This is a genomic window from Streptomyces yaizuensis (genome assembly GCF_034961445.1).
Taxonomy (GTDB): Bacteria; Actinomycetota; Actinomycetes; order Streptomycetales; family Streptomycetaceae; genus Streptomyces; species Streptomyces yaizuensis.
In genome coordinates, this window is the sequence record NZ_BSBI01000009.1 from 127,187 (window position 1) to 153,331 (window position 26,145).

22 protein-coding genes are annotated in these 26,145 nt (G+C 74.1%); 13 read left to right on the forward strand and 9 right to left on the reverse strand.

The window, feature by feature from the left end:
- The 5 genes from SYYSPA8_RS21745 to SYYSPA8_RS21765 all read right to left on the reverse strand — a co-directional run bounded on the left by SYYSPA8_RS21745 (position 1) and on the right by SYYSPA8_RS21765 (position 7,140).
- The gene (locus SYYSPA8_RS21745) at positions 1 to 1,035 is read right to left on the reverse strand and encodes a FecCD family ABC transporter permease (RefSeq protein WP_323448931.1); all 1,035 of its coding nucleotides are present in this window, start codon (positions 1,033 to 1,035) and stop codon (positions 1 to 3) included.
- 293 nt (positions 1,036 to 1,328) lie between these two features.
- On the reverse strand, positions 1,329 to 2,390 hold the full coding sequence (locus SYYSPA8_RS21750) for an iron-siderophore ABC transporter substrate-binding protein (protein ID WP_323448932.1): 1,062 nt from the start codon (positions 2,388 to 2,390) through the stop codon (positions 1,329 to 1,331).
- Positions 2,375 to 4,255, reverse strand: coding sequence for an ABC transporter ATP-binding protein (locus tag SYYSPA8_RS21755; RefSeq protein ID WP_323448933.1), 1,881 nt, complete (start codon positions 4,253 to 4,255; stop codon positions 2,375 to 2,377). Before SYYSPA8_RS21755 ends, SYYSPA8_RS21750 begins: the two co-directional genes overlap by 16 nt.
- On the reverse strand, positions 4,252 to 5,946 hold the full coding sequence (locus SYYSPA8_RS21760) for an ABC transporter ATP-binding protein (RefSeq protein ID WP_407706050.1): 1,695 nt from the start codon (positions 5,944 to 5,946) through the stop codon (positions 4,252 to 4,254). Before SYYSPA8_RS21760 ends, SYYSPA8_RS21755 begins: the two co-directional genes overlap by 4 nt.
- A 450-nt stretch (positions 5,947 to 6,396) precedes the next feature.
- A complete protein-coding gene (locus tag SYYSPA8_RS21765; RefSeq protein ID WP_323448935.1) occupies positions 6,397 to 7,140 on the reverse strand; it encodes a hypothetical protein in 744 nt (247 codons plus the stop codon).
- Between the two features lie 158 nt (positions 7,141 to 7,298).
- Between SYYSPA8_RS21765 and SYYSPA8_RS21770 the strand changes: the two genes are divergently transcribed.
- Positions 7,299 to 8,882, forward strand: coding sequence for an amidohydrolase (locus SYYSPA8_RS21770; protein WP_323448936.1), 1,584 nt, complete (start codon positions 7,299 to 7,301; stop codon positions 8,880 to 8,882).
- A 40-nt stretch (positions 8,883 to 8,922) separates the two neighbouring features.
- Here the strand turns inward: SYYSPA8_RS21770 and SYYSPA8_RS21775 are convergent, their stop codons facing one another.
- Positions 8,923 to 9,465 carry an ATP-binding protein gene (locus SYYSPA8_RS21775; RefSeq protein ID WP_323448937.1) on the reverse strand — a complete coding sequence of 181 codons (543 nt, stop codon included), beginning with the start codon at positions 9,463 to 9,465 and terminating at the stop codon, positions 8,923 to 8,925.
- A gap of 171 nt (positions 9,466 to 9,636) precedes the next feature.
- On the opposite strand from SYYSPA8_RS21775, the gene SYYSPA8_RS21780 reads away from it, so the two are divergent.
- Together SYYSPA8_RS21780 and SYYSPA8_RS21785 are read left to right on the forward strand one after the other, a co-directional pair.
- Positions 9,637 to 9,873 (forward strand): DUF397 domain-containing protein, encoded by a 237-nt coding sequence (locus SYYSPA8_RS21780; protein ID WP_323449115.1) that lies wholly within the window; start codon positions 9,637 to 9,639, stop codon positions 9,871 to 9,873.
- Between the two features lie 88 nt (positions 9,874 to 9,961).
- Positions 9,962 to 10,864: a helix-turn-helix domain-containing protein gene (locus tag SYYSPA8_RS21785; protein ID WP_323448938.1), complete on the forward strand. Its 903-nt coding sequence runs from the start codon at positions 9,962 to 9,964 to the stop codon at positions 10,862 to 10,864.
- A gap of 55 nt (positions 10,865 to 10,919) precedes the next feature.
- Here SYYSPA8_RS21785 and SYYSPA8_RS21790 read toward each other — a convergent pair whose 3' ends face one another.
- Entirely contained in the window at positions 10,920 to 11,732 is an 813-nt protein-coding gene (locus tag SYYSPA8_RS21790; protein ID WP_323448939.1) for an SAM-dependent methyltransferase, read from the reverse strand.
- 495 nt (positions 11,733 to 12,227) lie between these two features.
- On the opposite strand from SYYSPA8_RS21790, the gene SYYSPA8_RS21795 reads away from it, so the two are divergent.
- The 3 genes from SYYSPA8_RS21795 (at position 12,228) to SYYSPA8_RS21805 (ending at position 15,459) form a co-directional block, all read left to right on the forward strand.
- On the forward strand, positions 12,228 to 13,280 hold the full coding sequence (locus SYYSPA8_RS21795) for an iron-siderophore ABC transporter substrate-binding protein (protein ID WP_323448940.1): 1,053 nt from the start codon (positions 12,228 to 12,230) through the stop codon (positions 13,278 to 13,280).
- Between the two features lie 62 nt (positions 13,281 to 13,342).
- Positions 13,343 to 14,374 carry a FecCD family ABC transporter permease gene (locus SYYSPA8_RS21800; RefSeq protein ID WP_407706051.1) on the forward strand — a complete coding sequence of 344 codons (1,032 nt, stop codon included), beginning with the start codon at positions 13,343 to 13,345 and terminating at the stop codon, positions 14,372 to 14,374.
- On the forward strand, positions 14,371 to 15,459 hold the full coding sequence (locus SYYSPA8_RS21805; protein ID WP_323448941.1) for a FecCD family ABC transporter permease: 1,089 nt from the start codon (positions 14,371 to 14,373) through the stop codon (positions 15,457 to 15,459). Before SYYSPA8_RS21800 ends, SYYSPA8_RS21805 begins: the two co-directional genes overlap by 4 nt.
- Positions 15,460 to 15,549: 90 nt before the next feature.
- Here SYYSPA8_RS21805 and SYYSPA8_RS21810 read toward each other — a convergent pair whose 3' ends face one another.
- Positions 15,550 to 15,837: a hypothetical protein gene (locus SYYSPA8_RS21810; protein WP_323448942.1), complete on the reverse strand. Its 288-nt coding sequence runs from the start codon at positions 15,835 to 15,837 to the stop codon at positions 15,550 to 15,552.
- Positions 15,838 to 16,054: 217 nt separating this feature from the next.
- Between SYYSPA8_RS21810 and SYYSPA8_RS21815 the strand changes: the two genes are divergently transcribed.
- The 5 genes from SYYSPA8_RS21815 to SYYSPA8_RS21835 all read left to right on the forward strand — a co-directional run bounded on the left by SYYSPA8_RS21815 (position 16,055) and on the right by SYYSPA8_RS21835 (position 21,412).
- Complete coding sequence (locus SYYSPA8_RS21815) at positions 16,055 to 17,056, forward strand: ArsR/SmtB family transcription factor (RefSeq protein WP_323449117.1); 1,002 nt, start codon at positions 16,055 to 16,057, stop codon at positions 17,054 to 17,056.
- Positions 17,057 to 17,202: 146 nt separating this feature from the next.
- A complete protein-coding gene (locus SYYSPA8_RS21820; RefSeq protein ID WP_323448943.1) occupies positions 17,203 to 17,808 on the forward strand; it encodes a DinB family protein in 606 nt (201 codons plus the stop codon).
- 301 nt (positions 17,809 to 18,109) lie between these two features.
- Positions 18,110 to 19,282, forward strand: coding sequence for a Cmx/CmrA family chloramphenicol efflux MFS transporter (locus SYYSPA8_RS21825; protein ID WP_323448944.1), 1,173 nt, complete (start codon positions 18,110 to 18,112; stop codon positions 19,280 to 19,282).
- A gap of 330 nt (positions 19,283 to 19,612) precedes the next feature.
- Complete coding sequence (locus SYYSPA8_RS21830; RefSeq protein WP_323448945.1) at positions 19,613 to 20,890, forward strand: glycosyltransferase; 1,278 nt, start codon at positions 19,613 to 19,615, stop codon at positions 20,888 to 20,890.
- A gap of 132 nt (positions 20,891 to 21,022) precedes the next feature.
- Positions 21,023 to 21,412 (forward strand): hypothetical protein, encoded by a 390-nt coding sequence (locus tag SYYSPA8_RS21835; protein WP_323448946.1) that lies wholly within the window; start codon positions 21,023 to 21,025, stop codon positions 21,410 to 21,412.
- 284 nt (positions 21,413 to 21,696) lie between these two features.
- Here SYYSPA8_RS21835 and SYYSPA8_RS21840 read toward each other — a convergent pair whose 3' ends face one another.
- Entirely contained in the window at positions 21,697 to 22,575 is an 879-nt protein-coding gene (locus SYYSPA8_RS21840) for a nitroreductase/quinone reductase family protein (RefSeq protein ID WP_323448947.1), read from the reverse strand.
- A gap of 792 nt (positions 22,576 to 23,367) precedes the next feature.
- Here SYYSPA8_RS21840 and SYYSPA8_RS21845 point away from each other — a divergent pair.
- Both SYYSPA8_RS21845 and SYYSPA8_RS21850 read left to right on the forward strand, forming a co-directional pair.
- Entirely contained in the window at positions 23,368 to 25,287 is a 1,920-nt protein-coding gene (locus SYYSPA8_RS21845) for a serine/threonine-protein kinase (RefSeq protein ID WP_323448948.1), read from the forward strand.
- Positions 25,262 to 25,990 carry a hypothetical protein gene (locus SYYSPA8_RS21850; RefSeq protein WP_323448949.1) on the forward strand — a complete coding sequence of 243 codons (729 nt, stop codon included), beginning with the start codon at positions 25,262 to 25,264 and terminating at the stop codon, positions 25,988 to 25,990. Before SYYSPA8_RS21845 ends, SYYSPA8_RS21850 begins: the two co-directional genes overlap by 26 nt.
- Positions 25,991 to 26,145 lie beyond the last annotated feature (155 nt).

Genomic DNA, 26,145 nt, shown 5'->3' on the forward strand with positions numbered 1-26,145 from the left:
TCACAGCTCCGCGAGTCGGCGGCGGCGGACCATCACGATGAAGAAGGGTCCGCCGATGAGGGCGACGAGGACGCCCGCCTGGATCTCGGCCGGCCGGGCCAGCAGCCGTCCGGCGATGTCGGCGGCGAGCAGCAGCGAGGGCGCGATGAGCGCCGACAGCGGCAGCAGCCAGCGGTGGTCGGGGCCGATCCCGGCGTACTGGGTGAGGCTGCGCGCGATGTGCGGCACGATCAGGCCGACGAAGACGATCGGACCGATGGCGGCGACCGCGGCGCCGGTCAGCAGGGTGACGGCACTCACTCCGGCCAGCCGCAGCCGGCCCGTCCGCAGGCCCAGGGAGGTCGCGACGTCGTCGCCGAGGGCAAGCCGGTTGAGCGCGGGGCCGAGGGCCAGGGCGATGAGCGCGCCGACGGCAAGGAAGGGGAGGACCCGGTTCAGCGTGCCCTGGTCCTGGTTGGCCAGGGTGCCCGCCGACCAGAACCGGAAGCGGTTGAGCGCGTCCGGGTCGGTGAGGGCGATGGCACTGGTCAGCGAGGTGAGCAGGGCGGTGACGGCGACTCCCGCAAGGGCCAGCTGCACCGGTGTGGAGCCGGAGCGGCCGAGTCCGCCCAGGATATGGACCAGGACGCTGGCGGCGAAGGCGCCCGCGAAGGCGAACCAGATGTAGCCGTGGACGGAGCCGAGGCCCAGGACGCCGACGGCGAGGACGATCGCGAAGGCGGCGCCGGCGCTGACGCCGAGGAGTCCGGGGTCGGCGAGGGGGTTGCGGGTCAGGGCCTGCATCAGGGTGCCGGCGAGTCCCAGCGCGGCTCCGGCGGCGATCCCGAGCGCGGTCCTCGGGACCCGTACCGACCAGACGACGTTCTCGACGCGGGTGCTGGGAGCGTCCCCGAGCAGGGTGCTCCACACCTGGCCGAGGGGGACGCCCAGAGCGCCGACGGAGAGCGAGAGGGCGGCGAGCGCGACCAGGACGGCCAGCGACACCAGAGGCAGCAGGGCGGCGCGGCGGCGCTCGGCCGAATACCTCGACAACATCAACAACCTGGACAACTTCGACGACATTCTTCGCAGACTTCGTGGATCCCAAGGACGCGGGAGCAGAGGCCGCTTGGGGTGTCCCGCTGTGGACGCGGGGCTCCCCAGGGCACGTTCCTCGGGTTGGGCAGGCCTTCAACGCGGGCCACGTGGGGCCGGCAGGGTCCCGTTCACCCAGAGAACCCCCGCTAATTAGGCAATGCTTACCTTACTACGATCCGGACCGCTCCCGGCCCCGGGCCGGGCTTCCGCGGCCTGCGGAGTCCGGCCCGGGTCACCGGGAGGGCCGGCGGTCAGGAGGCGGGCTGCTCCACCTTGGTCTCCGGCTTGCCGTCGACGGCGGCGGTCAGCTGCGGAACCAGCCGGTCCAGCACATACGGCAGGCTGAGGACCGTACCGAAGGTGGCGGCGTACCCGTAGTCGCTGGTCTCGTGGATGTAGACCTCGCGGCCCTCCTTGACGGCCTTCAGACCACCGTACGAGGGGTCCTCGCGCAGCTTGGCGCCGTCCTTCTCGACATCGCCGAGCATCCAGACGACGGCGTCCTGGTCGAGCAGATCCGTGCGCTCCTTGCTGATGTTGGCGCCGAACTTGCCGCCGATGGCCTTGTCCAGGCCGGCCGGCAGCGAGAAGCCGAGGTCGGTCAGGAGCCGGGAGCGCGGGTCCTGGCTGCCGTACAGGAAGATGCCCTCGTACGGGGTGCCCATCACGGCGGTGGCGTTCTCGAACTCCGGGCGGGCCGCCGCGGCTATCCTCGCCTCGACGTCGGCGACGGCCTTCGCGGCGGCTTCGGACCCGCCGACCGCCTTGCCGACGATCGTGGCCTGCTCCTGCCACGGCACACCATAGTCCTGGTACTTCGCGGGCTGGGCGACGACCGGCGCGAACTTGCTGAGTGTCCGGTACTGCTCCTTGGTGAGCCCGCCGTAGACCGCGACGATCAGATCGGGGTCGAGCGCCGCGACCTTCTCGATCTGCGCGCCGGTGCCGGTGTCCTTGAGGACGGTGGGCACCGTGGCGGAGCCCAGCTCGTCCTGGGCCCAGGGGCCGACGGCGCCCTCGAATCCGCCGATCCAGTCCATGGTGCCGACCGGCACCTTGCCGGCCGCGAGCACCGCGTCCTGGTCGGTGAGACCGAGGGTGACGATCCGCTTCGGCTCGGCGGGGATCTTCGCCTCGCCGAACTTGTGCGGGATCGTGACGGGGAAGGCGGAGTCGCGGGAGGCGCCCTCGCCGGACGTGCCGTCGCCGGAGCCCTTCTCGTCGGAGCCACCACCGCACGCGGCGGTGCCCAGGAGCAGGAGTGCTGAGACGAACGCGGCGGCGGCGCGCCGCGCGGTCAGGGAGCGGGCCATGAACGGTCCTTCTTCTTGTCGGGTGTTGCTCGGGCAGTGGTCTGGGGGGTGGGCCGGACGGCTCCGGGGGCGGGCTCGCTCCCCCGGGTGTCGGACCAGGCGCTCCAGAGGGCGGCGTACCGTCCCCGGGCGGCCCGCAGCTCCTCGTGGGTGCCGCTCTCGACGATCCGTCCGGCCTCCATGACGACGACCCGGTCGGCGCTCGCCGCCTGGGTCAGCCGATGGGCGACGATCAGCGCGGTACGGCCGTCCACCGCGCGGGTGACGGCCTTCTCCAGGGCGCGGGCGCCGGTGCTGCCCGCTTCGGCGGTGGCCTCGTCCAGGATGACGACCGGGGGGTCGGCGAGCACCAGCCGGGCGAGCGCGAGGGCCTGCGTCTGGGCCCCGCTGAGCCGGTGCCCGCCCTCGCCGACGACGGTTCCCAGACCGTCCGGGAGGGCGTCGACCCAGGCCAGGGCGTCCACCCGGTCGAGGGCCGCGCGCAGTTCGGCGTCGGTCGCCCCGGGGGCGGCCAGCCGCAGGTCCTCGGCGAGCGGCCCGGCGAAGACATGGGTCTCCTGGGTGATCAGCGCGACGGCGCGGCGCACTCCGGCGGGTCCGATGGCGTCCAGGGTGGCGCCGCCGACGGTGACGGTCCCGGCGGTCGGTGTGTGGATGCCCGCGATCAGTTGGGCGAGGGTGGTCTTGCCCGCGCCGCTGGCGCCGACGAGGGCGACCCGCTCACCGGGGCGGATGGTGAGATCCACATCGGTGAGGACGGGGTGTCCAGCGCGGTAGGCGTGGTGGAGGCCGGTCACGGCGACGGAGGCGTCGCGCGGGGTGGCGGGCCGCTCCGGTCCGGCCGGCGGGGACTGGTCGGCGACACCGACGATCCGGGACAGGCTCGCGATCGCGGACTGGGCGTCGTCGAGGAGCCCGAGCGCCGAGTTCACGGGGGTGAAGAGGCTGTGGAAGTACAGGGCGGCGGCCGTCGCGGTGCCCACCGAGGCCGAGCCGTCCCGGACCAGGAAGTATCCGGTGGTCAGCACCGCGGAGAGGCCGATGAACTCGGCGATGTGCAGCCGGCTGTAGAAGCCGATCACCAGGTCGATGCCGCGCATCGTCAGCCGCACCAGGGACCAGGAGCGTTCGGTGACCCGGTCGGTGTGCTCGCGCTCCAGCCGGAAGGCGCGCACGGTGGGGCTGCCGCCGATGGTGTCGAGGAGCTGCTGCTGCTGGTCCCCGCCGGCGACCCGCTGGGCGGAGAAGAGGGGCACGGCCCGGCGGATGTACCAGCGCGCCGTCCAGACCTGTACGGGGAGGGCGGCCAGCGCGGCGACGAGGAACCGCCAGTCGAGGAGGGTGAGCGCGCCGAGGGTGAGGACGATGGCGAGTACCGAGCGGGCCAGCTCCGGCAGGGCGTTGCGCACGCCGTCGGCGATGACGGCGACATCCCCGGTGACACGGACGGTCAGGTCGCCCGAGCCGGCCTTCTCGACCTGCTCCAGCGGCAGGCCCAGCGCGCGGGAGACGAAGCGTTCACGCAGCCGGGCGAGGACGGTCTCGCCGAGCCGGGAGATCAGGTCGAGGCCGACGCCGGTGGCGAGTCCCTGGACGACGGCGACGGCCGCCAGCAGGATCACGGTGGTGGTGAGGGCGTCCGGTGACCCGCGGTCGGCGACGAGGTCGACGATCCGGCCGAGGAGCGGCTGGGTCAGCAGGCCCACGGCGGTCGCGACGACCATGACCGAGAAGCCGGTCAGGGCGAGGCCCCGGTGGGGGCGGAGGAGTTCACCGACGGCGGCCCGGGTGCGGGCGGCGGTGGCGATGGGCAGCAGGACGCGCCCCCGGTCCGCGCCGGGCGCGGGGTGCTGGGCATCGCTCACGAGAGCACCGCCGTCCGGTAGCCGACACGGTCGCGGACGAGTTCGGCGTGGGTGGCGTCGGCGGCGACCCGGCCGTTTTCGATGAGGACGACGCGGTCGGCGACGGCCAGCAGCGCGGGACTGGTGGTGACCATGATCGTGGTCCGGCCCCGGCGGATGTCCCGGACACCGGTGGCGATCCTGGCCTCGGTGACGGCGTCGACGGCGGTCGCGGGGTCGTGGACGACCAGGACGGGAGCGTCGGCGGCGAGGGCGCGGGCCAGGGCGACCCGCTGGCGCTGGCCGCCGGAGAGGGAGCGGCCGCGTTCGGTGACAGGCGTGTCGGCACCCTGCGGGAGGGCGTCGGCGACATCGTCGGCGCCGGAGGCGGCCAGCGCGGGCCCGATGTCGGCGCCCGGGGGCGCGGCGGCCCGGACATTGCCGGTGAGGGTGCCTTCGAAGAGGTCGGCGTCGTGCTCGGCCACCAGGATCGCGCCGCGCACCGCGGCAGGGTCCAGGTCGGTCAGCGGGGTGGCGTCGAGTTCGACGGCGCCGCTGTCGGGGTCGGCGTGGCGGCCGAGGCAGCCCAGCAGGGCGCGCGCGTCGGCGGGGTCGGTGGCGACCACGCCGAGGACCGTGCCGGGCTCGATGCGGAGGTCGACGTCGCGGAGGGTCCCGTACCCGACCGAGCGCAGCCGGATCCGGCCCTCGACGGGGTGGCGGGGGGTGCCGCTGCCGGGGAGTACGGCGTGGTCGGCGGCGAGCACGGCGGCGATCCGTCCGGCGGAGGCGCGGGCCTGGGCCAGTTCGGCGTTGACCCAGGAGATCTCGGAGAGCGGGCCGAGGAGGAAGAGGGCGAGGCCGACGGCGGAGACCAGTTCGCCGAGGCTGATGTCGCCACGGATGGCGAGCCGGCCGCCGATGAGGGCGACGAGCGCGATGAAGGCGCCGGTGAGGGTGAGGACGATGCCGTTCTGCCAGGCGTGGGCGCGGGCGGCGCGCAGGGTGGCGGTGAGCGAGTCCCGGCTCGTGCCCCGGTAGCGGGCGACGGCGGCGGGCTCGGCACCGATGCCCTTGAGCACCCGCAGCCCGGCGACGATGTCGGCGGCGACGCCCGAGGCGTGGGCGGCGCGCTCCTGCTCGGCCTCGCTGCGGCGCTCCAGCGGTTTGCTGACCAGATGGCCGGCCCAGAGCAGCAGGGGGGTGCCGAGGAGGACGAGCAGCCCGAGCGGGAGTGAGATCCGCAGCAGGACCACGGCGGCGACGAGCAGTCCTATGAGCGCCCAGATGCCGATGATCAGGGCCATGGTGACGGCGCCGACGCGCTTGGCGTCCTGGGTGGCGATGTTGGTCAGCTCGCCGGAGAGGCGGCCGCGGTCGGCGCCGCCCTCGGGGGCGAGGATCCGGCCGACGAGCCGGGTGCGGAGGCGGTGCGCGGCGGTCTCGGCGGCGCGTTCGCCGGCCCGGGCGCCGAAGCGGAAGCCGACGGAGAGGGCGGTGTAGACGAGGCCGAGCGCGGCGAGTCCGATGAGGAGTCCGCTGCCGTCGCCCCGGGCGACACCCCGGTCGATGACGACGCCGATCAGTACGGGGACGAGCGCCTCACCCGCCTGGTGCCCGGCGCCGAGCGCGGCTCCGACGACGACGTCGCGGCGCTCTCCCGCCACCGCCTGCTGCAGAACTGTCCTGCCCGACAGATCTGTTGAACCCACCCGTACCCCTCCGGAGCCGTCCCGGTGCCCCTGGAACGAGCACAATATGCGAAGTAAGGTTAGCCTAAGTTTCAACTGCGGGGCCAACCGATGACGGATGCCCCCACCTCGCTTCGACGGATCATTCCCCGCCCCGGCACCGGAGCGACACCCCCGTGCAGAGATCCCGTGATGGGTCGTGGCGCCGACCGCCGCGTCCAGCGAACAGATCCTGCCATTACCCGGCAATCAAGACCATGCGGTCGAGCCGGGCCAACGATATGACAGTACGCATCCCGGGCATGGGCCGGGCGGGGCGGAGAAGGTACGCGCGCCCGGGCGGGTCCGGTGCCGTCTCCGCGGATGACAGATGGCGGACGGGTACGGGGAGGGACTCGCCCCCGGCGCTCCGCGAGCGGGAACACCCCTCCCCCGGCACTCCCGCGAAGCCTCGCGACTGCCCCCTGTCCCCTATCTCCCTGGGGGCACCCCGGGAACACGGCGCCCACCCAGGCCCGTCGGCGCGTCGCGAAGATCGACAGGACCGGCAGGACCGGCGGGATCAACGCGATCAACGGGATCGGCAGGATCGGCGTCCGGGGAGATGCGGGGGCCCGGGACCGGGGAGCCGGATGGCAGGGCGGTCTCGTCCAGCCGGACCAGCCGGTACCGGCGCCGGCCCGGCCCGCCGCGACGGTCCGTCTTGCGCGGACGGGCCCGCCGGGCCGCCGCCACCAGCGCGGCGATCTCCGGACTCTCCCGCCGCAGCCGGTAGAGCGCGCGCCCGGACAGTCCGATGAGCGCGGCCGCCGGGGCGTGCAGGGACCCGGCGCGCAGCGCCTTCAGCAGGACCCGCAGACCCGCCGGGTGCAGCGCCGGACCCGCCGGCCCTGGCCGGCCCCCCGCCCCCTGCCCGCCGGCCAGCTCCCTGGCCGCCGCCATCGCCGCCGCGAACGAGGCGTCCCGCGCCAGCCAGTTGCCCAGCAATCGCTCGGACACACCGGCGGCCAGCGCGCACGCCGCCGGGCCCAGTCCGAGCGCGGCCGCCCGTACCGCGTCGGCCATCCGGGCCCCGTTCTCCTCCCGCAGGCTCGGGCGTCTGCGCAGCGCGTACCGCAGGGCACGGTCGACGTCCTCGTGCGCGTCAAGGCCGGCGACCACCTCGTCCGCCCATGCGTCGAGCCTGTTCGCGGGGACCTCTCGCCACTCGTCCACTCAGCAACACCTTCTTAGGTTAGCCTCACCTAAGCATAATCGTTGCTGCGCCGGGCACCTCCGTTCGGAGCAGCGGATCGCCCCGAATACCAGCCATCATGGGACGTCAGCGACCGCGTCGGAGGCGGGCGTCGGCACCCCCGGGAAAGGAAGTGTCCGTGCTCTGCACCCGATTCGGCAACGGCAACATCATCACGATGGACCCCGACCGCCCGGTCGCCCGCGAACTCGGCGTCTGGCGGGGCCGGATCGTGGGGCTGGACGAGGAGGTGTCCGGCCTGCCGGCAAGGCAGTTCGTCGATCTTGACGGTGCCACCGTACTCCCCGGGTTCATCGACAGTCACGTCCACCTCGCCTGGGCCGGGTTGACGGCGCGGGCCGTGGACGTCGCCCCCTCCGCCCGCGCCGACGACATCCTCGCGGCGGTGGCGCGGGCGGTCCGCGCGGTCCCGCCCGGCGGCTGGGCGGATCTGTCCGGATACGACCAGCGCCCGCTCGGCCGCCATCTCACCGCGGCGGAGCTGGACCGGGTCAGCGAGGGCCGCCGGGTGCTCGTCGGGCATGTCTCCGGCCATGGCTGCGTGGCCAACTCGGCGGTCATGGACGCCCTGCCCGCCGCGATCCGCACCGAGGGCTTCCTCGCGGAGGAGGCGATGGGCGAGGCCCGCGCGCTGCGCCCGCCCCACACACTGACCGAGCTGGCCGACGCCATCGGCAGGGCGTCCCGGCAGTGCCGGGCGGAGGGAGTGACGGCCTGCGCGGAGGCGGGCATCGGCAGCACGCTCTTCTCCCACGGACCGCTGGAGGGGGCGGCCCATCAACAGGCGTGGGAGAGAGGCCTGTTGGCGGTCCGGCTCCAGCTGATGGTCTCCGCGGACGTGCTCGGCCCGGTGGCCGCGGCCCCCGCGGACTCCACCGCGTACGCCCTGGACCTCGGGCTGCGGACGGGCTTCGGCGCCGGGGACGGCGGCGACGGGCTGTCGCTGGGCGCGCTCAAGGTCTTCACGGACGGCGGGATGATGGCCCGTACCGCCGCGCTCACCAGCCCCTACGCGGGCTCCGATGGATCCGGCGGCTGTGGGCGGCTCCAGCGGACGGACCGTCCGTTGGCGGACATCATCATCGAGGGGCACCGGGCGGGGTGGCAGCTGGCCGTGCACGCCATCGGCGACCGCGCGGTCGATGTGGCGCTCGACGCCCTGGAGCGGGCCCAGCGGCTGCTGCCCCGGCCCGCCGCCCGGCACCGGATCGAGCACGCCGGCCTGGTCCGGCCCGACCAGCCGGCCCGGTTCGCGTCGGTGGGCGCGACCGCCGTCGTCCAGCCGTCGTTCCTGCGGCACTCCGGCGACGACTACGCCACCGTCATGGGGCCGGAGCGGGCGCCCTGGCTCTACCGGGGCCGGGGCTTTCTCGCCAACGGGGTCCGGATCGTGGGGAGTTCGGACCGGCCCGTCGCCGACGGGGCGCCGCTGCGGGCGATCCAGTTCATGGTGGAGCGGGCCTCCGCATCGGGCCGGATCATCGGCCCGGACGAGGGCATCACCGTGGAGGAGGCGCTGCGCGCCTACACGGTGGACGCCGCGTACGCCTGTCACTGGGACGACAGCGCGGGCAGCATCACTCCGGGGAAGCGGGCCGACCTGGTGGTCCTCGGCGACGATCCGCGACGCGTCGAGCCGTCCCGGATCGGTGACATCGAGGTGGTCGCCGGCCTGCTGGCGGGCCGGGACACGGACGACTGACCCACCCGGGCCGGCGCGGGCCGGTGGCCGGTCGGCCCGGTCAGCGGGCGAGCGCCGCCCAGACGGTCTTGCCGCGCGGCGGGGTCAGCGTCCACGACCAGCTCTCGCTGACCGCCGCGACCAGCGCGAGCCCCCGGCCGCCGAGGGCGCAGGCGTCGGCCCCGCGCGGGCGGGGCGGCGTACAGCTGGGGTCGGTGACGGCGCAGACCACGAGGCCGGGGCGGAGGAAGAAGCCGAGCCACACCGGGTATTCGCCGCTGTCGGGCGCGTCCGGGTCGAGCGCGTGCCGCACGGCGTTGGTGACGAGTTCGCTGACGATCAGGGCGGCGTCCGGGACCAGCCGGACCAGTCCCCAGCCTTCGAGGGTGTGGGCGGTGAAGCGCCGCGCCTGGGAGGCGTTGCGCAGTCCGCCGTCGAGGCCGCACGCGGAGAAACCCGCCGGGCCGCTGCCCGGGAGATGCCCCCAGAGCGGCTCACCGGCGCCGGTTAAGCCGATCGGCAGGTCCGCACCCGGGCCGGCGGAGGCCGGTCGGCCACCACCTGAGAAGCCCGTGCCCGCCGAGGCTGCCACATGGGTCGTCACTGGTCATGTCCCCCTGAAGGTTTAGGACTTCACCGCTGCCGCCGGTGCCGCGCAACGAGTATGGTCGAGTATCACGGGGGAATGCAATTGCATCTGGGATTGCAAATGGGATTGCATGGACCTTCGGTCAAGATGAGCGAACCACCGTACGAGAAGCTAGGGGCTGTTGTAATGGAACGTTTCGTCAACGGCATGGGGGCCGACGCCCTCACCTCGGTCACCTGGACCAAGAGCAGCCACAGCAACGCCACCGGGAACTGTGTGGAGCTGGCGAAGCTCCCCGACGGTTCGGTCGCGCTGCGCAACTCGCGCGACCCCCAGGGTCCCGCCCTCATCTACACGCCCGACGAGATAGCCGCGTTCGTCGCGGGCGCGCGGACCGGGGACTTCGACGCCCTCATTGGCTGAAAAGAGGCCCGGGGGCGCTCCCTCCCCTGACTGATCAGCAGGGGTGGTGGATACTGACGACCTCTCCAGACGTCCGCAGGAGCGCCCCATGGCAGCAACCGACCCGAGCGAGTCGTTGTTCGTCCGACCTCTGGGTGCGGTGGAGCGCAATCCCACCGCGCTCAAGCTGATCCTCGGCGGCAAGCTGCGGGAACTGCGCGTCGCCGCGGGTCTCGACCCCGCCGATGTCGACGGCCGGCTCGGATTCTCACGCTCGAAAACCAGCCGAATCGAACTGGGGCGCCATGGCTGCAAGCTGGCCGACGCCATCGCCCTGCTGGATCTGTACGGGGTCGAGAGCGAGGAGCGCGTCGAGGAGTTCCTGCGGCTGGTGGACCAGTCCCGCCGGCCCGACTGGTGGCGCTCGTTCAACGACGTGCTGTCGGACTTCTTCACCCCGCTGGTCGCGCTGGAGAGCGCGGCGGAACGTATCCGCACCTACGAGCCCTTCTATGTCCCGGGCCTGCTCCAGACCCCGGCGTACACCCGGGCCGTGATCCAGGCGGGGCCCGGGCAGCTGCTGGCGCACGACGTGATGCGCCGCGTGGACCTGCGGCAGGAACGCCAGGGCCGGCTCGACCAGGCGGACGCCCCCTATCTGTGGGCCGTGATCGACGAGTCGGTGCTGCTGCGCGCGGTCGGCGGGCGCGAGGTGATGCGGGCCCAGCTGGAGCATCTGGTCGCCCTGATGGAGCGGCCCCGGATCACCCTCCAGATCGCGCCGCTCGATGTATCGGCGGCCGCCGGTGTGGGCACGGGCGTCACCTATCTGCGGTTCGCGCTGGGCGATCTCAAGGACGCCGTCTACATAGAGCATCTGACGGACTCGACCTTCACGCAGAAGCCCCAGATCGTGGAGCAGTACCGCAACATGCTCGACCGGATGGGGGCGTGCGCGCTCACCCCGGCGCGGACGGCGGCGGTCCTGCGCGAGCGGCTGGCCCAGTACTAGGGTCGGGTCCGCGCGGAGGCGCGGGCCCCGGTGGGGCCCGCGCGGTCCGGCCGGCTCAGGGCAGGCGGGCGACCCCGCCCCACTCGATCCACTCGTCGGTCTGCTGCACCGGCGCGAGGTCGTTGTCCGGCCGCCAGGTCGAGACCTCGACCAGGCCGGGTTCCAGGATCTCGAACCCGTCCAGATAGGCGGCGACCTCGCGCTGTTCGCGCACCCGCCCCCAGTGGCCGCCGGTGGCCTCGGCCATGAAGTCGGTGACGTACTTGCGGATCTCCGGCCGCTCGCTGACCAGTTGACACACGACGAGGAAACTCCCGGGGGCCAGCCGCCGGGCCACCTCGCGGACCAGGCCCGCCGGGTCGCTCTCGTCCGGGACGCAGTGCAGCACCGAGACGAAGAGCGCGGCGACCGGCTGCTCGAAGTCGATCAGCCGCCGGGTCTCGGCGTGGCCGAAGATGCCGTCGGTGTCCCGCATGTCGGCCTGGATGACGGCGGTACGGTCGTTCTCCTCCAGCAGCGCCCGGCCGTGGGCCAGCACGATGGGGTCGTTGTCGACGTAGACGACCCGCGCGGCGGGGTCGACGGACTGGGCGACCTGGTGGACGTTGTCCTGGGTGGGCAGGCCGGAGCCGTGGTCGATGAACTGGCGTATGCCGTACTCCTGGGCCAGCATCCGCACCACCCGGCGCAGGAAGCGGCGGTTGTTGACCGCGAGGACCTTGGTGCTGGGTACCGCCTTGAGCAGTTCCTCGCAGGCCACCCGGTCCGACTCGTAGTTGTCGTCGCCCCCCAGGTAGTAGTCGTACATCCGTGCCACGCTGGGCACGGTCGTGTCGATGGCGTCCGGGCGCCACGACTCCTCTTGCATCCAGTACTCACCCGTGTCGTCGAGAGGGCCCGGCCAGCGGGGCCCGTTCCGTGGGATTGCCGGGGGTCATGCTAGGGAGCGGGCGGGTCCCGGGACAGTGCGCGGCCGCCGGTGACGGCCGCGGGGGGCGTCTTTCGGCCGCCTCCGCTCCGGCGGCCTTCCCCATGTGCGCCGCCCCTGCGGGCCGGACCTGCGAGAACGCCCGCGTCCGCGCGATCGGGCCCTCGGAGTGTCCGCCAGCGGATGGCGGAACGACACCCCTGCCCGAATTAGGTTACTTAGCGGGGATTCCCTCCTGAAGATCATGACATGGGCCGCCGACCGGAGCCCGGGGGCGGTTGAACGCAGGGACAGACATAGCTTAGGGTCGCCTAAGTCGATCAGCGCCGCAGTGCGTCTGCGCCGGAGGGGTGTCCCCTTCCCATGCCGAGGGACCCCCCTTTCCCATGGACGCCCGGTCGACAGCCTTGGAACACCAACTCTTGAGGAACGTCCATGCTCGGGTTCACTCGTGCGCGTCGCCGCGCTCTCGCCGCCGCGGCCACCGCCACCGCCGCCGTACTCACTCTCGGCGCCTGCTCGTCGTCCGACGACGGGGAGAAGAAGTCCGAGGGCACCGCCGCGAAGAAGAGCGACGGAGCGTTCCCGGTCACCATCCAGAGCGCGCTCGGCCCGGCCGAGATCAAGGAGCAGCCGAAGCGGATCGTCACGCTGGGCCAGGGCTCGGCCGAGACGGCCATCGCGCTGGGCCACACCCCCGTGGGCATCGAGAGCTACCCGTGGGGCGCGGACAAGACCGGCTACCTCCCCTGGATCCACGAGGCCGTGACCAAGAAGGGCGAGAAGCTCCCCCAGCAGTTCACGGGCGGCGAGGAGCTGGACATCGAGGCCATCGTCGAGCTGGACCCCGATGTGATCCTGGCGCCGTGGTCGGGCATCACGGACAAGCAGTACAAGCAGCTCACGGGCATCGCCCCGACGGTGGCCTACCCGGACCTGCCGTGGAGCACCAACTGGGACCAGCAGATCGAGATCATCTCCAAGGCGCTGGGCAAGCCGGCCGAGGCCGAGAACCTCATCGGTGACATCGAGAAGCAGCTCGCCGACGCGGCCAAGACCCGCCCGGACTACAAGGACCTGACCTTCTCGTACATCTACAACACCGGCCCCGGCACCCTCGGCGTCTTCAAGCCCGAGGAGCAGCGGGTCACGATGGTCTCCTCGCTCGGCCTGAAGGTCGACCCGGTGGTGAACGGCTTCAAGGAGACCGAGGGCACCGACTCGGCGCTCATCGGTCTGGAGAACGCCGGCAAGCTGAAGGACAGCGACCTGATCTTCACGTTCTACACGGACGAGAAGAACCGCAAGGAGATCGAGGGCCAGCCGCTGTACGGCGGCATCCCGGCGGTCAAGAAGGGCGCCGTCGTCGTCGGCGACAACAACTCCTTCGTCACGGCCTCCTCGATCATCAACCCGCTGACCGTGCCGTGGACGATCGACCGGTACCTGCCGCTGATCGACAAGGCCGTCGAGGCCGCGGGCAAGTAGGCGCCCGAGGCGACCTCGCAGCCCCTGTCGAGCAAACGGAACGGACGGAACTGAAGAGCCTGATGGCCACCGTTTCCCAGCGCCCGTCGGGCGGTGCCCCGCACCAGGGCACCGCCCGGCGGGTGTACGGCATGTTCGCCGCACTCGCGGCTCTCGCGCTCGCGCTCTTCGCGAGTGTCATGTTCGGCAGTCTGACGACGTCGTTCGGCGACGTGGTCGAGGTGCTGCGCGGCACCGCCGATCCCCAGCTCACGACCGTGGTGGAGAGCCGGTATCCACGGACCGCCCTCGGCGTGCTGGCCGGACTCTGCCTGGCGGTCGCGGGCACCCTGATGCAGGGGATCTCCCGCAACCACCTCGCCGAACCCGGTCTGCTCGGCATCAACGCGGGGGCGTCGGCGACGATCGTCACCGCGACCGCCTTCTGGGGCGCGTCGGGCAGCACCGCCGCCATGTGGTGGGCCCTGCCCGGGGCGCTGGCCGCCGGATTCGCCGTCCAGGCCATCGGTGCCGGCCGCTCGGGCCGCAGCCAGGTCCGGCTGGTGCTCGCGGGCGCGGTCCTCTCCGCCGTGCTCATGGCGTACATCCAGGCCGTCACGCTGACCAAGCCGCAGGTCTTCGACAGCTACCGCTACTGGGTGGTCGGCGCGCTCGGCGGCCGGGACTTCGACGTGTTCCAGTCCATGCTGCCCTTCGCCGGCGCCGGCCTGGTCCTCGCGCTGCTGCTGGGGCGCGGGCTGAACGCCCTCGCCCTCGGCGACTCGACGGCCGCCGCGCTCGGCGCGAATCCCGCCCTGGTCCGGGCGGGCGGACTCGCGGCCGCGACCGTGCTCAGCGCGGCGGCCACGGCGGCCGTCGGCCCGATCGCGTTCGTCGGCCTCGCCGTGCCCCATGTCGTGCGGGCGCTCGTCGGGATCGACTTCCGTTGGCAGATCGCCTTCTCCGCCGTCGTCGGCCCGACGCTGCTCCTCACCGCCGACATCATCGGCCGGGTCGTGATGCGTCCGCAGGAGCTGATGGTCGGCGTCGTGACCGCGTTCGTCGGGGCGCCCGCCCTGCTCATCGCCGTCCGCCGGATGAGGGGGAACACATGATCACGAAGAGGGACCCGGCGCCGGCCGGTCCGGGCGAGGCCGTGCGGGTACGCGCCCCGAAGGGGTTCGTGACCGTGGGCGGCGTCCTCGCGCTGCGGCTGCGGCGGGCCTCGGTGCTCACCGCGCTCGGGCTGCTGGTCCTGCTGGCGGCGGCCGCGACGGCCACCCTGTCGCTGGGCCGGCTCGGGATCCCGCTCGCCGAGCTGGGCGAGGCCCTGAGCGGCGGCGCCGAGGGAAAGAACGCCTTCGTCCTGGAGCAGCTGCGCGGCCCCCGGCTGGTCGTGGCCCTCGGCACCGGCTGCGCGCTGGGCCTGTCCGGGGCGCTCTTCCAGTCCGCGACCCGCAACCCCCTCGGCAGCCCCGATGTGATCGGTCTGGGCGCGGGGGCCGGCGCGGGCGCGGCCGTCGCTGCGCTGATGCTGCCCGGGACCGTGGGGGTGCCGGTCGGCGCCCTCACCGGCGCGGTCCTCGCCATGGTCCTGGTGTACGTGTCCACGGGCACCGGTTTCCGCAACCCGGCGCGGCTGGTGGTCGCCGGTATCGGCGTGTCCGCGATCTGCGCGGCCGTCACCCAGTACGTCGTGTACGCGATGGAACGGGACAACGCGTCCGCGCTCACCGCGTACGTCAACGGCAGCCTCTCCGCGCGCGCCTGGGAGGACGCGACCACCATCGGCCTGGTGCTGCTCGCGACGGTGCCGCCGACCGTCCTGCTCTCCCGCCGGCTGGACATCGGGGAGATGGGCGACGACATCGCCCGGGGGCTCGGGGCGGAGCCGCAGCGCACCAAGACGTACGCGGTGGTCCTGGCGATCGTGCTGTCCGCCGGAGCGGTGAGCGTCGCGGGGCCCATCGCCTTCATCGCGCTGACCGCGCCGCAGATCGCCCGGCGGATCACCGGTGGCACCGGGCCGCATCTGCTGCTCTCCGGTCTGACGGGCGCGCTGCTGCTGGTGCTGGCGGATCTCTGCGCCCAGCAGCTGCCGCTCTTCGAGGATCTGCCCGTCGGGATCTACACGATGGCGATCGGTGGCGCCTACCTGGGCTGGCTGCTCGTCCGGGAGCGGCGCCGGGGCGCCCTCTGAGGCACATCGCCTCCGTCGTCCACGGGTGAGGGGCCGCGCGCCGCGTGGCCCCTCACCCGTCCCCCCGTGGGCGGGTGCCCCCGGTCCGGATCACCGGTCCGCGAGCACCCGGTCCGTGGTGCGGAGCCTGGTACGGATGTCCCGCGCCACGGCGGCCGGTCGGGCCGCGTGCTCCGCCCTCGCCCGCCGCTGGTGCGCGGCGTCCACCGCCGACCGGACGCCGACGACGCCGGTCTCCCCCGTGCACGCCGCGTCCGCGACGGCGAGCGCGGTCTCCGCGCGGTCCGGCTCCGGCCCGGTAGCGGTGGGCACCGTGGCCGCGGTGACCTGCGCCGCGGCGACCGCGGGGGTGCCCGTCCGTCGTCGTGCGGAAGCCATGCTGATCCTCCCGTCGGCACGGGGCGGATCGGGAACCGCCGACGGCCCCCGAGCCGCCCCGTGGCCATGTCCGAAAACGTAGGCCGGACCACTGTGAAGCGGAATCTCTTTCGGTCCTGGCCGAAGAACCGCTCCTTGGCGTGTTCCGGACTACCGGGAGACGGGACGAACCGGGACAGTGGGGGTGAGGAGAGCAGCTGATGACGGGGGTACGTTGGTGCTGCGCATCCACTTCGGTGCGGTGGACCTCGGGCGGATCCATATCGCCCCGGGCCCCGATCCCGCCTGGGAAGCTCTGCTCAGCCTGCATGCGCTGGCCGGCCATGACGAGGATGTGGGCCTGCGCTCCTGGCGGGACCGGCTCCGCGGGGAGCTGGCCCCGGCGGCCCGGCCGCTGCTCCGGCTGGCGCCGCCGCGCGGCTATTCGCCCGATTTCCTGACTCCGGCCCAGGGTGTCGACAGCATGGAAAGCGGAATTGAGCTGATTCTCTCGACGCCCCGCACACAACTGCGAACGGATCTGGCCACTCTGGGGTCGGAACGGCGGCTCCCGTCCTGGGCGGAGGTGCTGGCGAACGGGCGGCCCGAGGCGCTGCGAGGCCTCGGCCACGCCCTGCGCGGCTATCACGAGCAGGCGCTCGCCCCGCACTGGAGCCGGATCCGGGCCGCCGTGGACGCCGAACGGGAGCTGCGGGCACGGGCCTTCCTCGCGGGCGGGACGGACCGGCTGCTCGGGAGCCTGCATCCGACGGTCCGGTGGGAGCCGCCGGTGCTGCTCGTGTCCTACCCCGTCGACAGCGAACTGCGGCTGGAGGGGCGCGGGTTGCGGCTGGTGCCGTCGTTCTTCTGCCGGGGGACGCCGATCACGCTGCGGGACACCACGCGCTCGCCGGTGCTGGTCTATCCGGTGGCGCGGAGCATCACGGCCCTGGAGCCGGCGCCGGTCGCGGGGACGGACCGCCTGGCCCGGCTGCTGGGCCGGACCCGGGCCGCCGCCCTCTACATGATCGCGGACGCGGAGCACACCACCGGGAACGAGATCGCCCGCCGGCTGGAGATCTCCCCTGCGTCGGTCAGCGAACACGCCACGGTGCTGCGGGACGCGGGGCTGATCCACAGCCTGCGGGTGCGGAACACGATCCGGCACACGCTGACACCGCTGGGTCTGGGGCTGCTGGAGGGGCGCCCGACCGTGCGTCAGGACGCGTGCTGCCACTGAGCGGACGACGCGGACGGCGGGGGCGGGCATCGGCGACGGGGGCGGGCGTCGGCGGCAGGGTGGGGGTGTCGGCGGCAGGGTGGGGGGGTGCGGCGGGCCGGGAAAAGGGGTGGCGGGCTGGGCCGGGCGGCGCCCATGCTCGGCCCATGTCATCGCACGCACCCCTGCCGGGACACCCGGCCGAAGACCCCGCCGGCCTGCCCGAACGGCACTTCGGCGGCCCCGGAAACATGTTCCTGTCCGCCGCGGACGACCCCCGGGGCGGCCTCGGGCACACCGGCGAACTCGCCGTCCTCGCCGCCTTCCTGCGCGACCAGCGGCTGACGCTGGAACTGAAGTGCTCCGGGCTCGACGCCGACGCGCTCGCCCGCCGCCCGGTCCCGCCGTCGAACCTCTCCCTGCTCGGTCTGGTCCGCCATCTGGCCCACGTCGAGCAGTCCTGGTTCCGGCGCATTCTGGCCGGCCAGGACGTGCCGTACCTCTACCGCACCGAGGCCGACCGGGACACCGACTTCAACGGCGCGGTGGCCGACCCGCAGGTCGTCGCCGAGGCATGGCGGACCTGGCGCGCGGAGGTCGCCAACGCCGAACGGTACGTGGCCGCCGGGCCCGACCTCGCCTCCTCCGTACCGCACGGGGGAAAGCGGGTGACCGTCCGCGAGGTCCTGGTGCACATGATCGAGGAGTACGCCCGGCACAACGGCCACGCCGATCTGCTGCGGGAGCGGATCGACGGCCGCGTCGGGGAGTAGCCGCCGCCACCGACGGGGACGCGGGCGGGCCCGGGCCGGGCGGGGAATCCGGTGGACAGGCCCGGACCGGCGGCGTTACCGTGCCGTTCATGTCCAGCCCCGAGTCCGACAGAGGCGGGCCACCGGCCGTCCGGTGGCTTTCCGCGCTGTCGAGGTGACCTTCCCCGCCCGGTGACCGCCGGGGCCCTGTGGCCCGGTGGTCCCCACCGGTGCGTCGAGTGGATGTGCCCGGCGACCGTCCCGGATGCCCCCACGGCCCACGCTGTCCTGTTCCCATCGGAAGCGGCTGTGGAGTTTCGCTGTGCCCTTCGTCCTGTACCTGCTCGGACTGGCGGTCTTCGCCCAGGGAATGTCCGAGTTCATGCTCTCCGGGCTGATCCCGGACATCGCCCGTGACCTTCAGGTCTCCGTTCCCGCCGCCGGTGCGCTGACCTCGGCCTTCGCCGTCGGCATGGTGGTCGGCGCGCCCCTGATGGCGCTGCTGTCCCGGCGCTGGTCCCGGCGGACCGCGCTGCTGTTCTTCCTGACGGTCTTTCTCCTCGTCCATGTGGCCGGCGCGCTGACCACCAGCTATCCGCTGCTGCTGGTGACGCGGGTGGTGGCCGCGCTCGCCAACGCGGGATTCCTCGCGGTGGCACTGTCGACGGCGGCGGCCCTGGCCCCGCCGGGAGCCAAGGGCCGGGCCGCCTCGGTCCTCGTCGGCGGGATCACCCTGGCATGCGTCGCCGGTGTGCCCGGCGGGGCGCTCCTCGGCCAGCTGTGGGGGTGGCGGTCCGCGTTCTGGGCGGTGGCGCTGCTCTCGGTGCCCGCGCTGTTCGCGATCCTCGCCCGGGTCCCGGCGGGCGCCGGGGACGCCTCCGGCACCGGGGTACGGGCGGAGCTGCGGGCGCTGCGCGCGCCCCGGGCCGTGCTGACCCTGCTGCTGGGGGCCCTCGTCAACGGCGCCACCTTCTGCGCGTTCACCTATCTGGCCCCGCTGGTGACCGAGGTGGCCGGGCTGGGCGAGGGCTGGGTGCCCGGGGTGCTGGCCCTCTTCGGCGCCGGCGCGTTCCTCGGGAGCGCGGCGGGCGGCCGGCTCGCCGACCGGGGCCCGGTGGGTCCGCTGCTCGCGGCCGGTGCGGTGCTGTCGGCGGGCTGGGTCCTGTTCGCCGTGGCGGCTCCGCATCCGGTGGCCCTGCCGGTGCTCGCCTTCGTCCAGGGTGTCCTGTCGTTCGCGGTCGGTTCGGCGCTGATCTCCCGGGTGCTGTACGAGGCCACCGGCGCGCCGAACCTCGCGGGCGCGAGCGCGACCGCCGCGTTCAACGTCGGTGCGGCGCTGGGTCCCTGGCTCGGGGGCATCGCCATCGCGGCGTCGCTCGGCTACCGCTCCCCGCCGGCGGTGAGTGCCGTGCTGAGCGCCCTCGCGCTGGTCGTCGCGGTGGCGGCGGCGCGGGTCGGCCGGCCCGGGGCGGTGGTGGTGGAGCCGACGCGCTGAGGAGGGGGTGCGGCGGGCAGCGCCAGGAACCGGGGCCAGGGCCAGGGGTCGGTCGCGGAGATCGTTATCAGCCATCCGGCGGCTGCAATGCGACTGCTGTGCCCTACTGCGCCGCTATACAGTAAGCGGGCCTTCCTTGGGCAGCGGGCGACCCGGTCGGGGGGCCGGGCCGCCCGTCGGCACCCCTCCTCCGCAGCGGCGCCCCCTCCCCCGTACCACTCCGTCCCGTCCCGGCGGTTGTCGGCCAGGAAGCGTCGGCGCGCGGGCGATTCAGGCCGGAGTCCGCCGGGTCCGGGGGCCCGGCCGGTCTCCCCCGGGCATACTGCGATCATGCGTGTCGCGGTGATGACGGCGGGCTCCCGGGGCGATGTCGCCCCCTATACCGGTCTGGGCCACGGCCTGGCCCGGGCCGGGCACCGGGTGACGCTGGTCACCCACGCGCGGTTCGCGCCCCTGGCCCGCGCCGCCGGACTGGGCTTCCATCCACTGCCGGTGGATCCGCGCACCGAGCTGGAGTCCCCCGCCGGGCTGGGGCTGCACCGCAGTTCCAGCGGCGCGGGCAAGCTGGCCCGGCTGGTCACCATGGCCCGGCGGCACGCGGGACGGTTCACGGCGGACCTGGTCGCGGCGGCACGCGAGAGCGATGTGGTCCTGGTCTCCGCCTCGTTGGCGCCGCTCGGGCACGCCGTGGCCGAGGCACTGCGGCTGCCGAGCCTCGGGGTGTTCCTCCAGCCGGTGGCCGCCACCACGGAGTTCGCCCCGCCGGTCACCGGGACCCGGTCCTGGGGCCCGCACGTCAACCGGCTGGCCGGGCGGGCCGTCAACGCCGCCATGGACGTGGTCTTCGCCGACGCGGTACGGGCGCTGCGGCACCGGCTGGGGCTGCCGCCCGCCCGGATGGGCGCGCTGCGGCGGGCCCGGGAGCGGGAGCGCCTCCCCGTGCTGCACGGCTACAGCGAGCTGGTCGTCCCCCGGCCGCGCGACTGGCGGCCGGAGCTGAGCGTGGTCGGCTACTGGTGGCCCCACGAGCAGCCGGAGCGGAGGCTGCCCCGGCCGCTGGAGGACTTCCTGGCCGCCGGGCCGCCGCCGGTCGTCGTCGGTCTCGGCAGCGCGACCGTACCGGACGCGGAGCGGGTCAGCGCGACGGTGGTCCGCGCGCTGCGGACCGCCGGACTGCGCGGAGTGATCCAGTCCGGCTGGAGCGGGCTGCGGGCCGACGGGGACGACCTCCTCACCGTGGGCGAACTGCCGCACAGCGCGCTCTTCCCCCGGGCTGCGGCGGTCGTGCACGCCGCCGGCGCGGGGACGACCGCCGCCGGGCTGCGGGCCGGGGTGCCGGCGGTGCCCGTACCGCTCCAGTTCGACCAGCCGTTCTGGGGCGAGCGACTGGTACGGCTCGGTGTCGCGCCCCGGTCCGTGCCACTGCGCCGGCTCACCGCCCCGGCGCTGGCGGCGGCGCTGACCCGGGCCACATCGGACCCCGGCTACCGGGAACGGGCCACCGACCTGGCCGGCCGGCTGACGGACGAGGACGGGGTGGCGCCGGTCCTGGCGGCCCTGGAACGGATCGCCGGCCACGGCCCTGGCCTCGGCTCCGGCCCCGGCTGACCGGTCGGTGTCCCTGGTGGGACGGACAGGCCCGCAGGTCCGCAAGTCACGTACCCGCCGCGACCGCCGTGACCACCGTGACCGCCGACGGATCGTCACCCTGTGCCGGTGCTCTGCTCCATGATGATCTGCATGAACACCGAGATACTGATAGACGTCTGGCAGCGCCTTCTCACCGAATCCCGAAAGTCGTGGGTGCTGTTCGAGCACGGCACCTGTGTCGTGCTCACCGCTCCGGACGGGGAGCCCGCCGAACAGGCCACCGACCTCCTGAAGGACGTCGGCCCGGTCTATGCCGGAACTTCGGCGGCAGACTTCGGGGTGATCGACCTCAAGGGCATCGAGGGATGGGTCGTCACCGGGCAGCACCACGACGTTCTCACCTATGTCGGCCCCGATGAACCTCAGGATCACTCGCATATCGATGTCGGACTGTTCGGACGCTCCAAGCGTCACCGGGACGGCACCGAGCTTCACGTCGTCCACGTCGAGGACAAGCGAGGCTCGACGGACCCGGCGTAAGTACCGCGCTTCATCACCTGCCGTGGGGGACTGACAGGCCCGCCCGCCGAGATGTGCGGACCGGACGTCACCCACCAGGCCCTGGCCACCGGGGAGGTGGTGGCCCGGGTCGCCGACCCGTCGCTGGTGGGCCGCGTCGACGCGCATGCGGCGGTCGAGCCGCACGGCGCGTACACCCGGGTGATCGCCGCCGCGGACCGGCTCGGCCGGCGGCCGGCCGGCCGGGGAGGGGTAGGGCGGAGCGGGGCCGGTATCCGTGCGGGTACCGGCCCCGCCGGGGAGGTTCAGCCGTCGAGCACGGGGATCAACTGCTCCTCCTCGTAGCGCAGATGCCCCTCCAGCTCGGCGATGATCCGGTCCACCTCCCGCGCCACGGTGTCCCGGTCCACGACGGCCGCGCCGCCGGCGTCCCCCACGCTCCCCGCGTCTCCCGTGTCTCCGGCGGAGACGGTCCGCTGCAACTCGGCGATCAGGGCGGCTATCCGCTCGTGCTCCTCACGGAGCCGGTCCAGTACGGGGACGAGCGCCGGGTCACCGGCCGCGGCGAGCGCGGGGAACAGCATCCGGTCCTCGCCGGTGTGGTGGTTGTGGAGCCCCTGGCACAGGGTGAGGCAGTTGATCCGCAGCTGGGCGCCGATGCCGGGGCCCGACGCGGCGACCTCGGCGCGGATCAGGGCGAGTTCCCGGCGGAAGCCGTCGTGGACCAGCCGCAGGCTCTCGCCGACGGATCCGGCCCGCACCCGGGGCGGGCCGGGGATCTCGTCCAGGGCGACCACGGGGATGGTCCGGGTGGTCCTCGCCTGGTACTCGGCCCAGCCCGGGTCGGCCTCGACGGCGCGGGCGAAGGCGCGGTCGCGTTCCTCACCGGTGAGGACGACGGCGTCGGCCTCGTAGGTGAACACCCCGGCCTCGACGGTCACCCGGGGGTGGGCGAGGACATTGTGGTACCAGGCGGGGTGGTGGGGCGCGCCCCCGGCGGAGGCGATGACCAGGGTCCGGCCGGCGCCGTCGGGCAGGGCGCCGAGCGGGGTGGTGTGCGGGGCGCCGGTCCGCGCGCCGGTGGTGGTGAGCAGCAGCAGCCTGGCTCCCTCGAAGGGGCCTTTCACCTCGCCGCCATGGGCGCGGAACTCGTCGATGACCTGCTGGTTGAAGTCGTTGGGCATACACGGCTCTCTGTGTCGGGGCGCCCCGGCGCAGGGCGCGGCGGAGCGCGGGCGGGCCGAACGGCCGCCCGGGGAGAAGGGTTTCGGGGCATGCTCCGGCCGCCGTGCGCCGACGGGGGCGTACGGATACGGGGAGGGGCATGCGTCACACGTCACGCGCCCCGTGTCGCGGTCCTGGCGACGGGCGCGCACGCGGCGCGCGGGGACGCGCCGGCAGAGGCGCACCCGTGGGGCGGGTACGCGGAGAACGGCGCGCTCGGCGCGCGGAGAAAGAGGAAAAGGCGGGGCTCGCACCCGCCCCGGAATCACTCCGGGGCCGGGAACCCTGCTCGCTTCTGGCCCAAGGCCGACCCGGCAGTCACGGGACGACTCTAACCGGCCGTACGGCGGCGGGGCAACGCTCACCCGCGCTCCCGACGGGCCGAACCGAACGGGCCCGGCCGGGATCCGCCCTGGTGGGACAGGTCTCCCGGGCCGCCGGAGAGCCGGGGACACCCCTTGTCCCGGGCGCCCCGTGGGGACGGGTCGGGGGGTGGCGCGCGGACGGTCCGGTGGCGGGGCGCGCTCCCGTAACACGCCCTGTACAGGCCGTTCTTCCGCGCTCCCCCGTACGCCTCGCGCGCTTCCACACGCCCCGGGGAACCCGGCCGAAGGGCAACCGGCAGACGGCGCGATCCAGTCTGCTCAGACGACGGCCCGTGGGTTAGCGTGCGGCAGCACACCGTGCGACGGCGCTGCCCGGCGCGGAACGGAACGCCGGCGCGACGGCCCGAAGGCCCTGGGGAGGGCGGGATGAACGCGTGGACGGTACCCGGGTACACGGAGTCACGGGAGCTGGGATCCGGGACGAGCGGACGGGTCGTCCTCGCCGTCCATGACGCGACCGGCGTCCCGGTGGCGGTCAAGTACCTCGCCGAACGGCTCCGTTCGGACCACGACTTCGTCCTCGGGCTGCGCGCGGAGGCCCGGCTGCTCGGCCATCTCGGCTCACCGTACGTGGTGGGTCTGTACGAGTACGTCGAGTCGCCCCACGGCGCCGCCATCGTGATGGAGCTGGTCGACGGGATCGCCCTGCGGGTGCTGCTGCGCGAGGAGGGCGCGACCGGGCCCGAAGCGGCGCTCGCCGTCCTCAAGGGGTCGCTTCTCGGTCTCTCCGACGCCCATCGGGCGGGGGTGGTGCACCGCGACTACAAGCCGGAGAACGTGCTGGTGGCGGCGGACGGCTCGTCCAAACTGGGGGACTTCGGCATCGCGGCCGGCCTCGGGGACGCACCCGAACCGGCCGGCACCCCCTCCTACATGGCCCCCGAGCAGTGGCAGGGCGATCCCGTCTCGCCCGCCGCCGACGTCTACGCGGCGACGGTCACGTTCTTCGAGTGTCTGACCGGGCGCAAGCCGTACATCGCCGAGAATCTGGCCGAGCTGGCCGTGGCGCACATGAGCGCGCCGGTACCGGAGGAGGAGGCGCCCGAGCCGGTGCGCCCGCTGATCCGGCGCGGTATGGCGAAGGACCCGGCGGACCGGCCCGCGAGCGCGGCGGCGTTCGTGGCGGAGCTGGAGGAGATCGCCCGCGCCGCCTACGGGGAGGCGTGGGAGGAGCGGGGGCAGCACCGGCTCGCCGCGCTGGTCGCGCTGTTGCCCCTGCTGCTGCCGTCGTCCGGCGGGGAGTCGTCGGGTACGCAGGACAGCGCCACCACGGCACTCGGCGGCGGGGCCGGGCGGGCCGGGCCACCGCGTCTGCTCGGCCTGGCCGGCCGGGGCGCGGGCCGCCGCGCGGGCCGGGGCGGCCGGCGGGGCGCGGGCGCGGGCCTCGCCACCGGGCGGGGTACCGGGCGGAGCGGCATCGGCGGGCGGAGCGTCGGGCGGGAACGGCTGTGGACCGCCGGCTCGCTGTGCGCGGCGGCCGCGGCGGCGGCCGGACTGTTCGCGCTGATGGTCGCCGCCGAACCGGACGGCGGGGACAGCGCCCGGGCGGCGGGGCGACATCTGGCCACCACGAGCGCCGGCCCTCCGGACGGGGCGTCGGCACCGGCGTTACCGGAAGGGGTCGCCTCCCCGGCGCGCGGCTCCTCCGCCCCGCCGTCGGCCCGGCGGACCGCCCCCGTCCCCGCCGTCGGCGCGGACGCCGGCCCGGCCGCGTCCGCTCCGGGGGCGAGCGGCCCGCCCTCGGGCCGCCCGACCCGGTCCCGGGCACCCGGGCCGTCCCGCTCGCCCTCCGCCGGGCGGCCCGTCCCGCCGGGCCCCACCCGCACGACGGCCCCGCCGACCACGGCACCGACCATCAGGCCCCCCACGAGCACCCCGCCCCGGCCGACGCCGAGCGGGACCACCCCGGCCCCCGCCCGGGTCCGCTCGGTGCAGATCACCGGGCTTGAACAGATCGTCGAACGGAACGCCGCACGCAGGCTGCCCGGTTCGACGGTGACCGTGACCGCCGAGGTCACCACCGACGGGACCGGGCCCGTCACCCTCCTCCTCACCTGGTACACCGGCGAGAACGCGGGCGACATGGGCGAAGCGGACGCCGTGGAGACCCTGTCCCGCAGCGGCGCGCGGACGTACACCCTCACCCTGACCCACACCTTCCAGGGGCAGGGCTGCTACCTGGGAGTGGTGGCCGGCGCCTCCCCCGCGCCCGGGGGCGGCGACGCCTCACGGCAGATCCTCGATCGGAGGTGCGCGTCCAGTGACGGATCCGAGAACCCCGCATGAGCGCTGCCCCGACGCGGCGGGCGGTGACACCGACAGCGCGACAGCACTCGGCAGCCACTGGTTCGAACGGCCCGCCGCGGGCCGGCCGGCCGGCGCGGAGAAGCCGACGCCGATCGGGCCCGCCGTCCCCCAGGACGCCCGGCCGGACCGCGTGGACGGCGACGTCCGCCGCTTCGGCCCCGGGGTGACCGTACCCGCGCCGGCCGCACCGACAGCGGTCACCGCGGTCGCCGTCTGGCACGGCGACGGCACCCCGCCACCGGACCGCCGCACCCGCCGCACCGTCCGGCTGCGGAGGCTGCGCCGCTGGGCACTGGCGGCGGCCGTCCTGGTGACCGTGCTCGCGCTGCTGACCTGGCAGCGGTACGGGCAGTCCATCGCGGTCGAGAACGTGTCGGCGCGGCCCGGGTCACCGACCCTCGGCTGCGAGGGCACCGCGGACATCGTCGGCGTCGTCGGCACCAACGGCCGGCCGGGCACCCTGGTCTACCGCTGGGTACGCAGCGACGGCACGACCTCCGGGCTGCTCAGGGAGAAACTGGCCCGGGGCCAGGAGCAGGCACGGCTGCGGCTGCTGTGGTCGTTCACGGGGCGGGGCGACTACAGCGCCCGCGCGGAGCTGCGGGTGGTCTCACCGTCGGCCCACCGCAGCACCGCACGCTTCGACTATTTTTGCCGGCTCGGTTCGCCTCCGGGGCGCTAGGCCGTCTCTTACGGATCTTGCTGGGGCTCGCGTGCCCTGGCACCGCACCTCGCTGCGTTGTCGTCAATCGCCGATGCTCCGCATGGACTCATTCCTCCGCCTTGCGATGCACGGCACCAGACCCCGCTCACTTACCCAGCCTGATCCGCAAGAAA

Excerpts from the sequence above, each read along its gene's own strand:
- SYYSPA8_RS21745 (WP_323448931.1), bottom strand. The coding sequence starts at position 1,035 with ATGTTGTCGAGGTATTCGGCCGAGCGCCGCCGCGCCGCCCTGCTGCCT.
- SYYSPA8_RS21750 (WP_323448932.1), bottom strand. The coding sequence starts at position 2,390 with ATGGCCCGCTCCCTGACCGCGCGGCGCGCCGCCGCCGCGTTCGTCTCA.
- SYYSPA8_RS21780 (WP_323449115.1), top strand. The coding sequence starts at position 9,637 with ATGGAACGTTTCGTCAACGGCATGGGGGCCGACGCCCTCACCTCGGTC.
- SYYSPA8_RS21785 (WP_323448938.1), top strand. The coding sequence starts at position 9,962 with ATGGCAGCAACCGACCCGAGCGAGTCGTTGTTCGTCCGACCTCTGGGT.
- SYYSPA8_RS21790 (WP_323448939.1), bottom strand. The coding sequence starts at position 11,732 with ATGCAAGAGGAGTCGTGGCGCCCGGACGCCATCGACACGACCGTGCCC.
- SYYSPA8_RS21795 (WP_323448940.1), top strand. The coding sequence starts at position 12,228 with ATGCTCGGGTTCACTCGTGCGCGTCGCCGCGCTCTCGCCGCCGCGGCC.
- SYYSPA8_RS21800 (WP_407706051.1), top strand. The coding sequence starts at position 13,343 with ATGGCCACCGTTTCCCAGCGCCCGTCGGGCGGTGCCCCGCACCAGGGC.
- SYYSPA8_RS21805 (WP_323448941.1), top strand. The coding sequence starts at position 14,371 with ATGATCACGAAGAGGGACCCGGCGCCGGCCGGTCCGGGCGAGGCCGTG.
- SYYSPA8_RS21810 (WP_323448942.1), bottom strand. The coding sequence starts at position 15,837 with ATGGCTTCCGCACGACGACGGACGGGCACCCCCGCGGTCGCCGCGGCG.
- SYYSPA8_RS21820 (WP_323448943.1), top strand. The coding sequence starts at position 17,203 with ATGTCATCGCACGCACCCCTGCCGGGACACCCGGCCGAAGACCCCGCC.
- SYYSPA8_RS21830 (WP_323448945.1), top strand. The coding sequence starts at position 19,613 with ATGCGTGTCGCGGTGATGACGGCGGGCTCCCGGGGCGATGTCGCCCCC.
- SYYSPA8_RS21835 (WP_323448946.1), top strand. The coding sequence starts at position 21,023 with ATGAACACCGAGATACTGATAGACGTCTGGCAGCGCCTTCTCACCGAA.
- SYYSPA8_RS21840 (WP_323448947.1), bottom strand. The coding sequence starts at position 22,575 with ATGCCCAACGACTTCAACCAGCAGGTCATCGACGAGTTCCGCGCCCAT.
- SYYSPA8_RS21845 (WP_323448948.1), top strand. The coding sequence starts at position 23,368 with ATGAACGCGTGGACGGTACCCGGGTACACGGAGTCACGGGAGCTGGGA.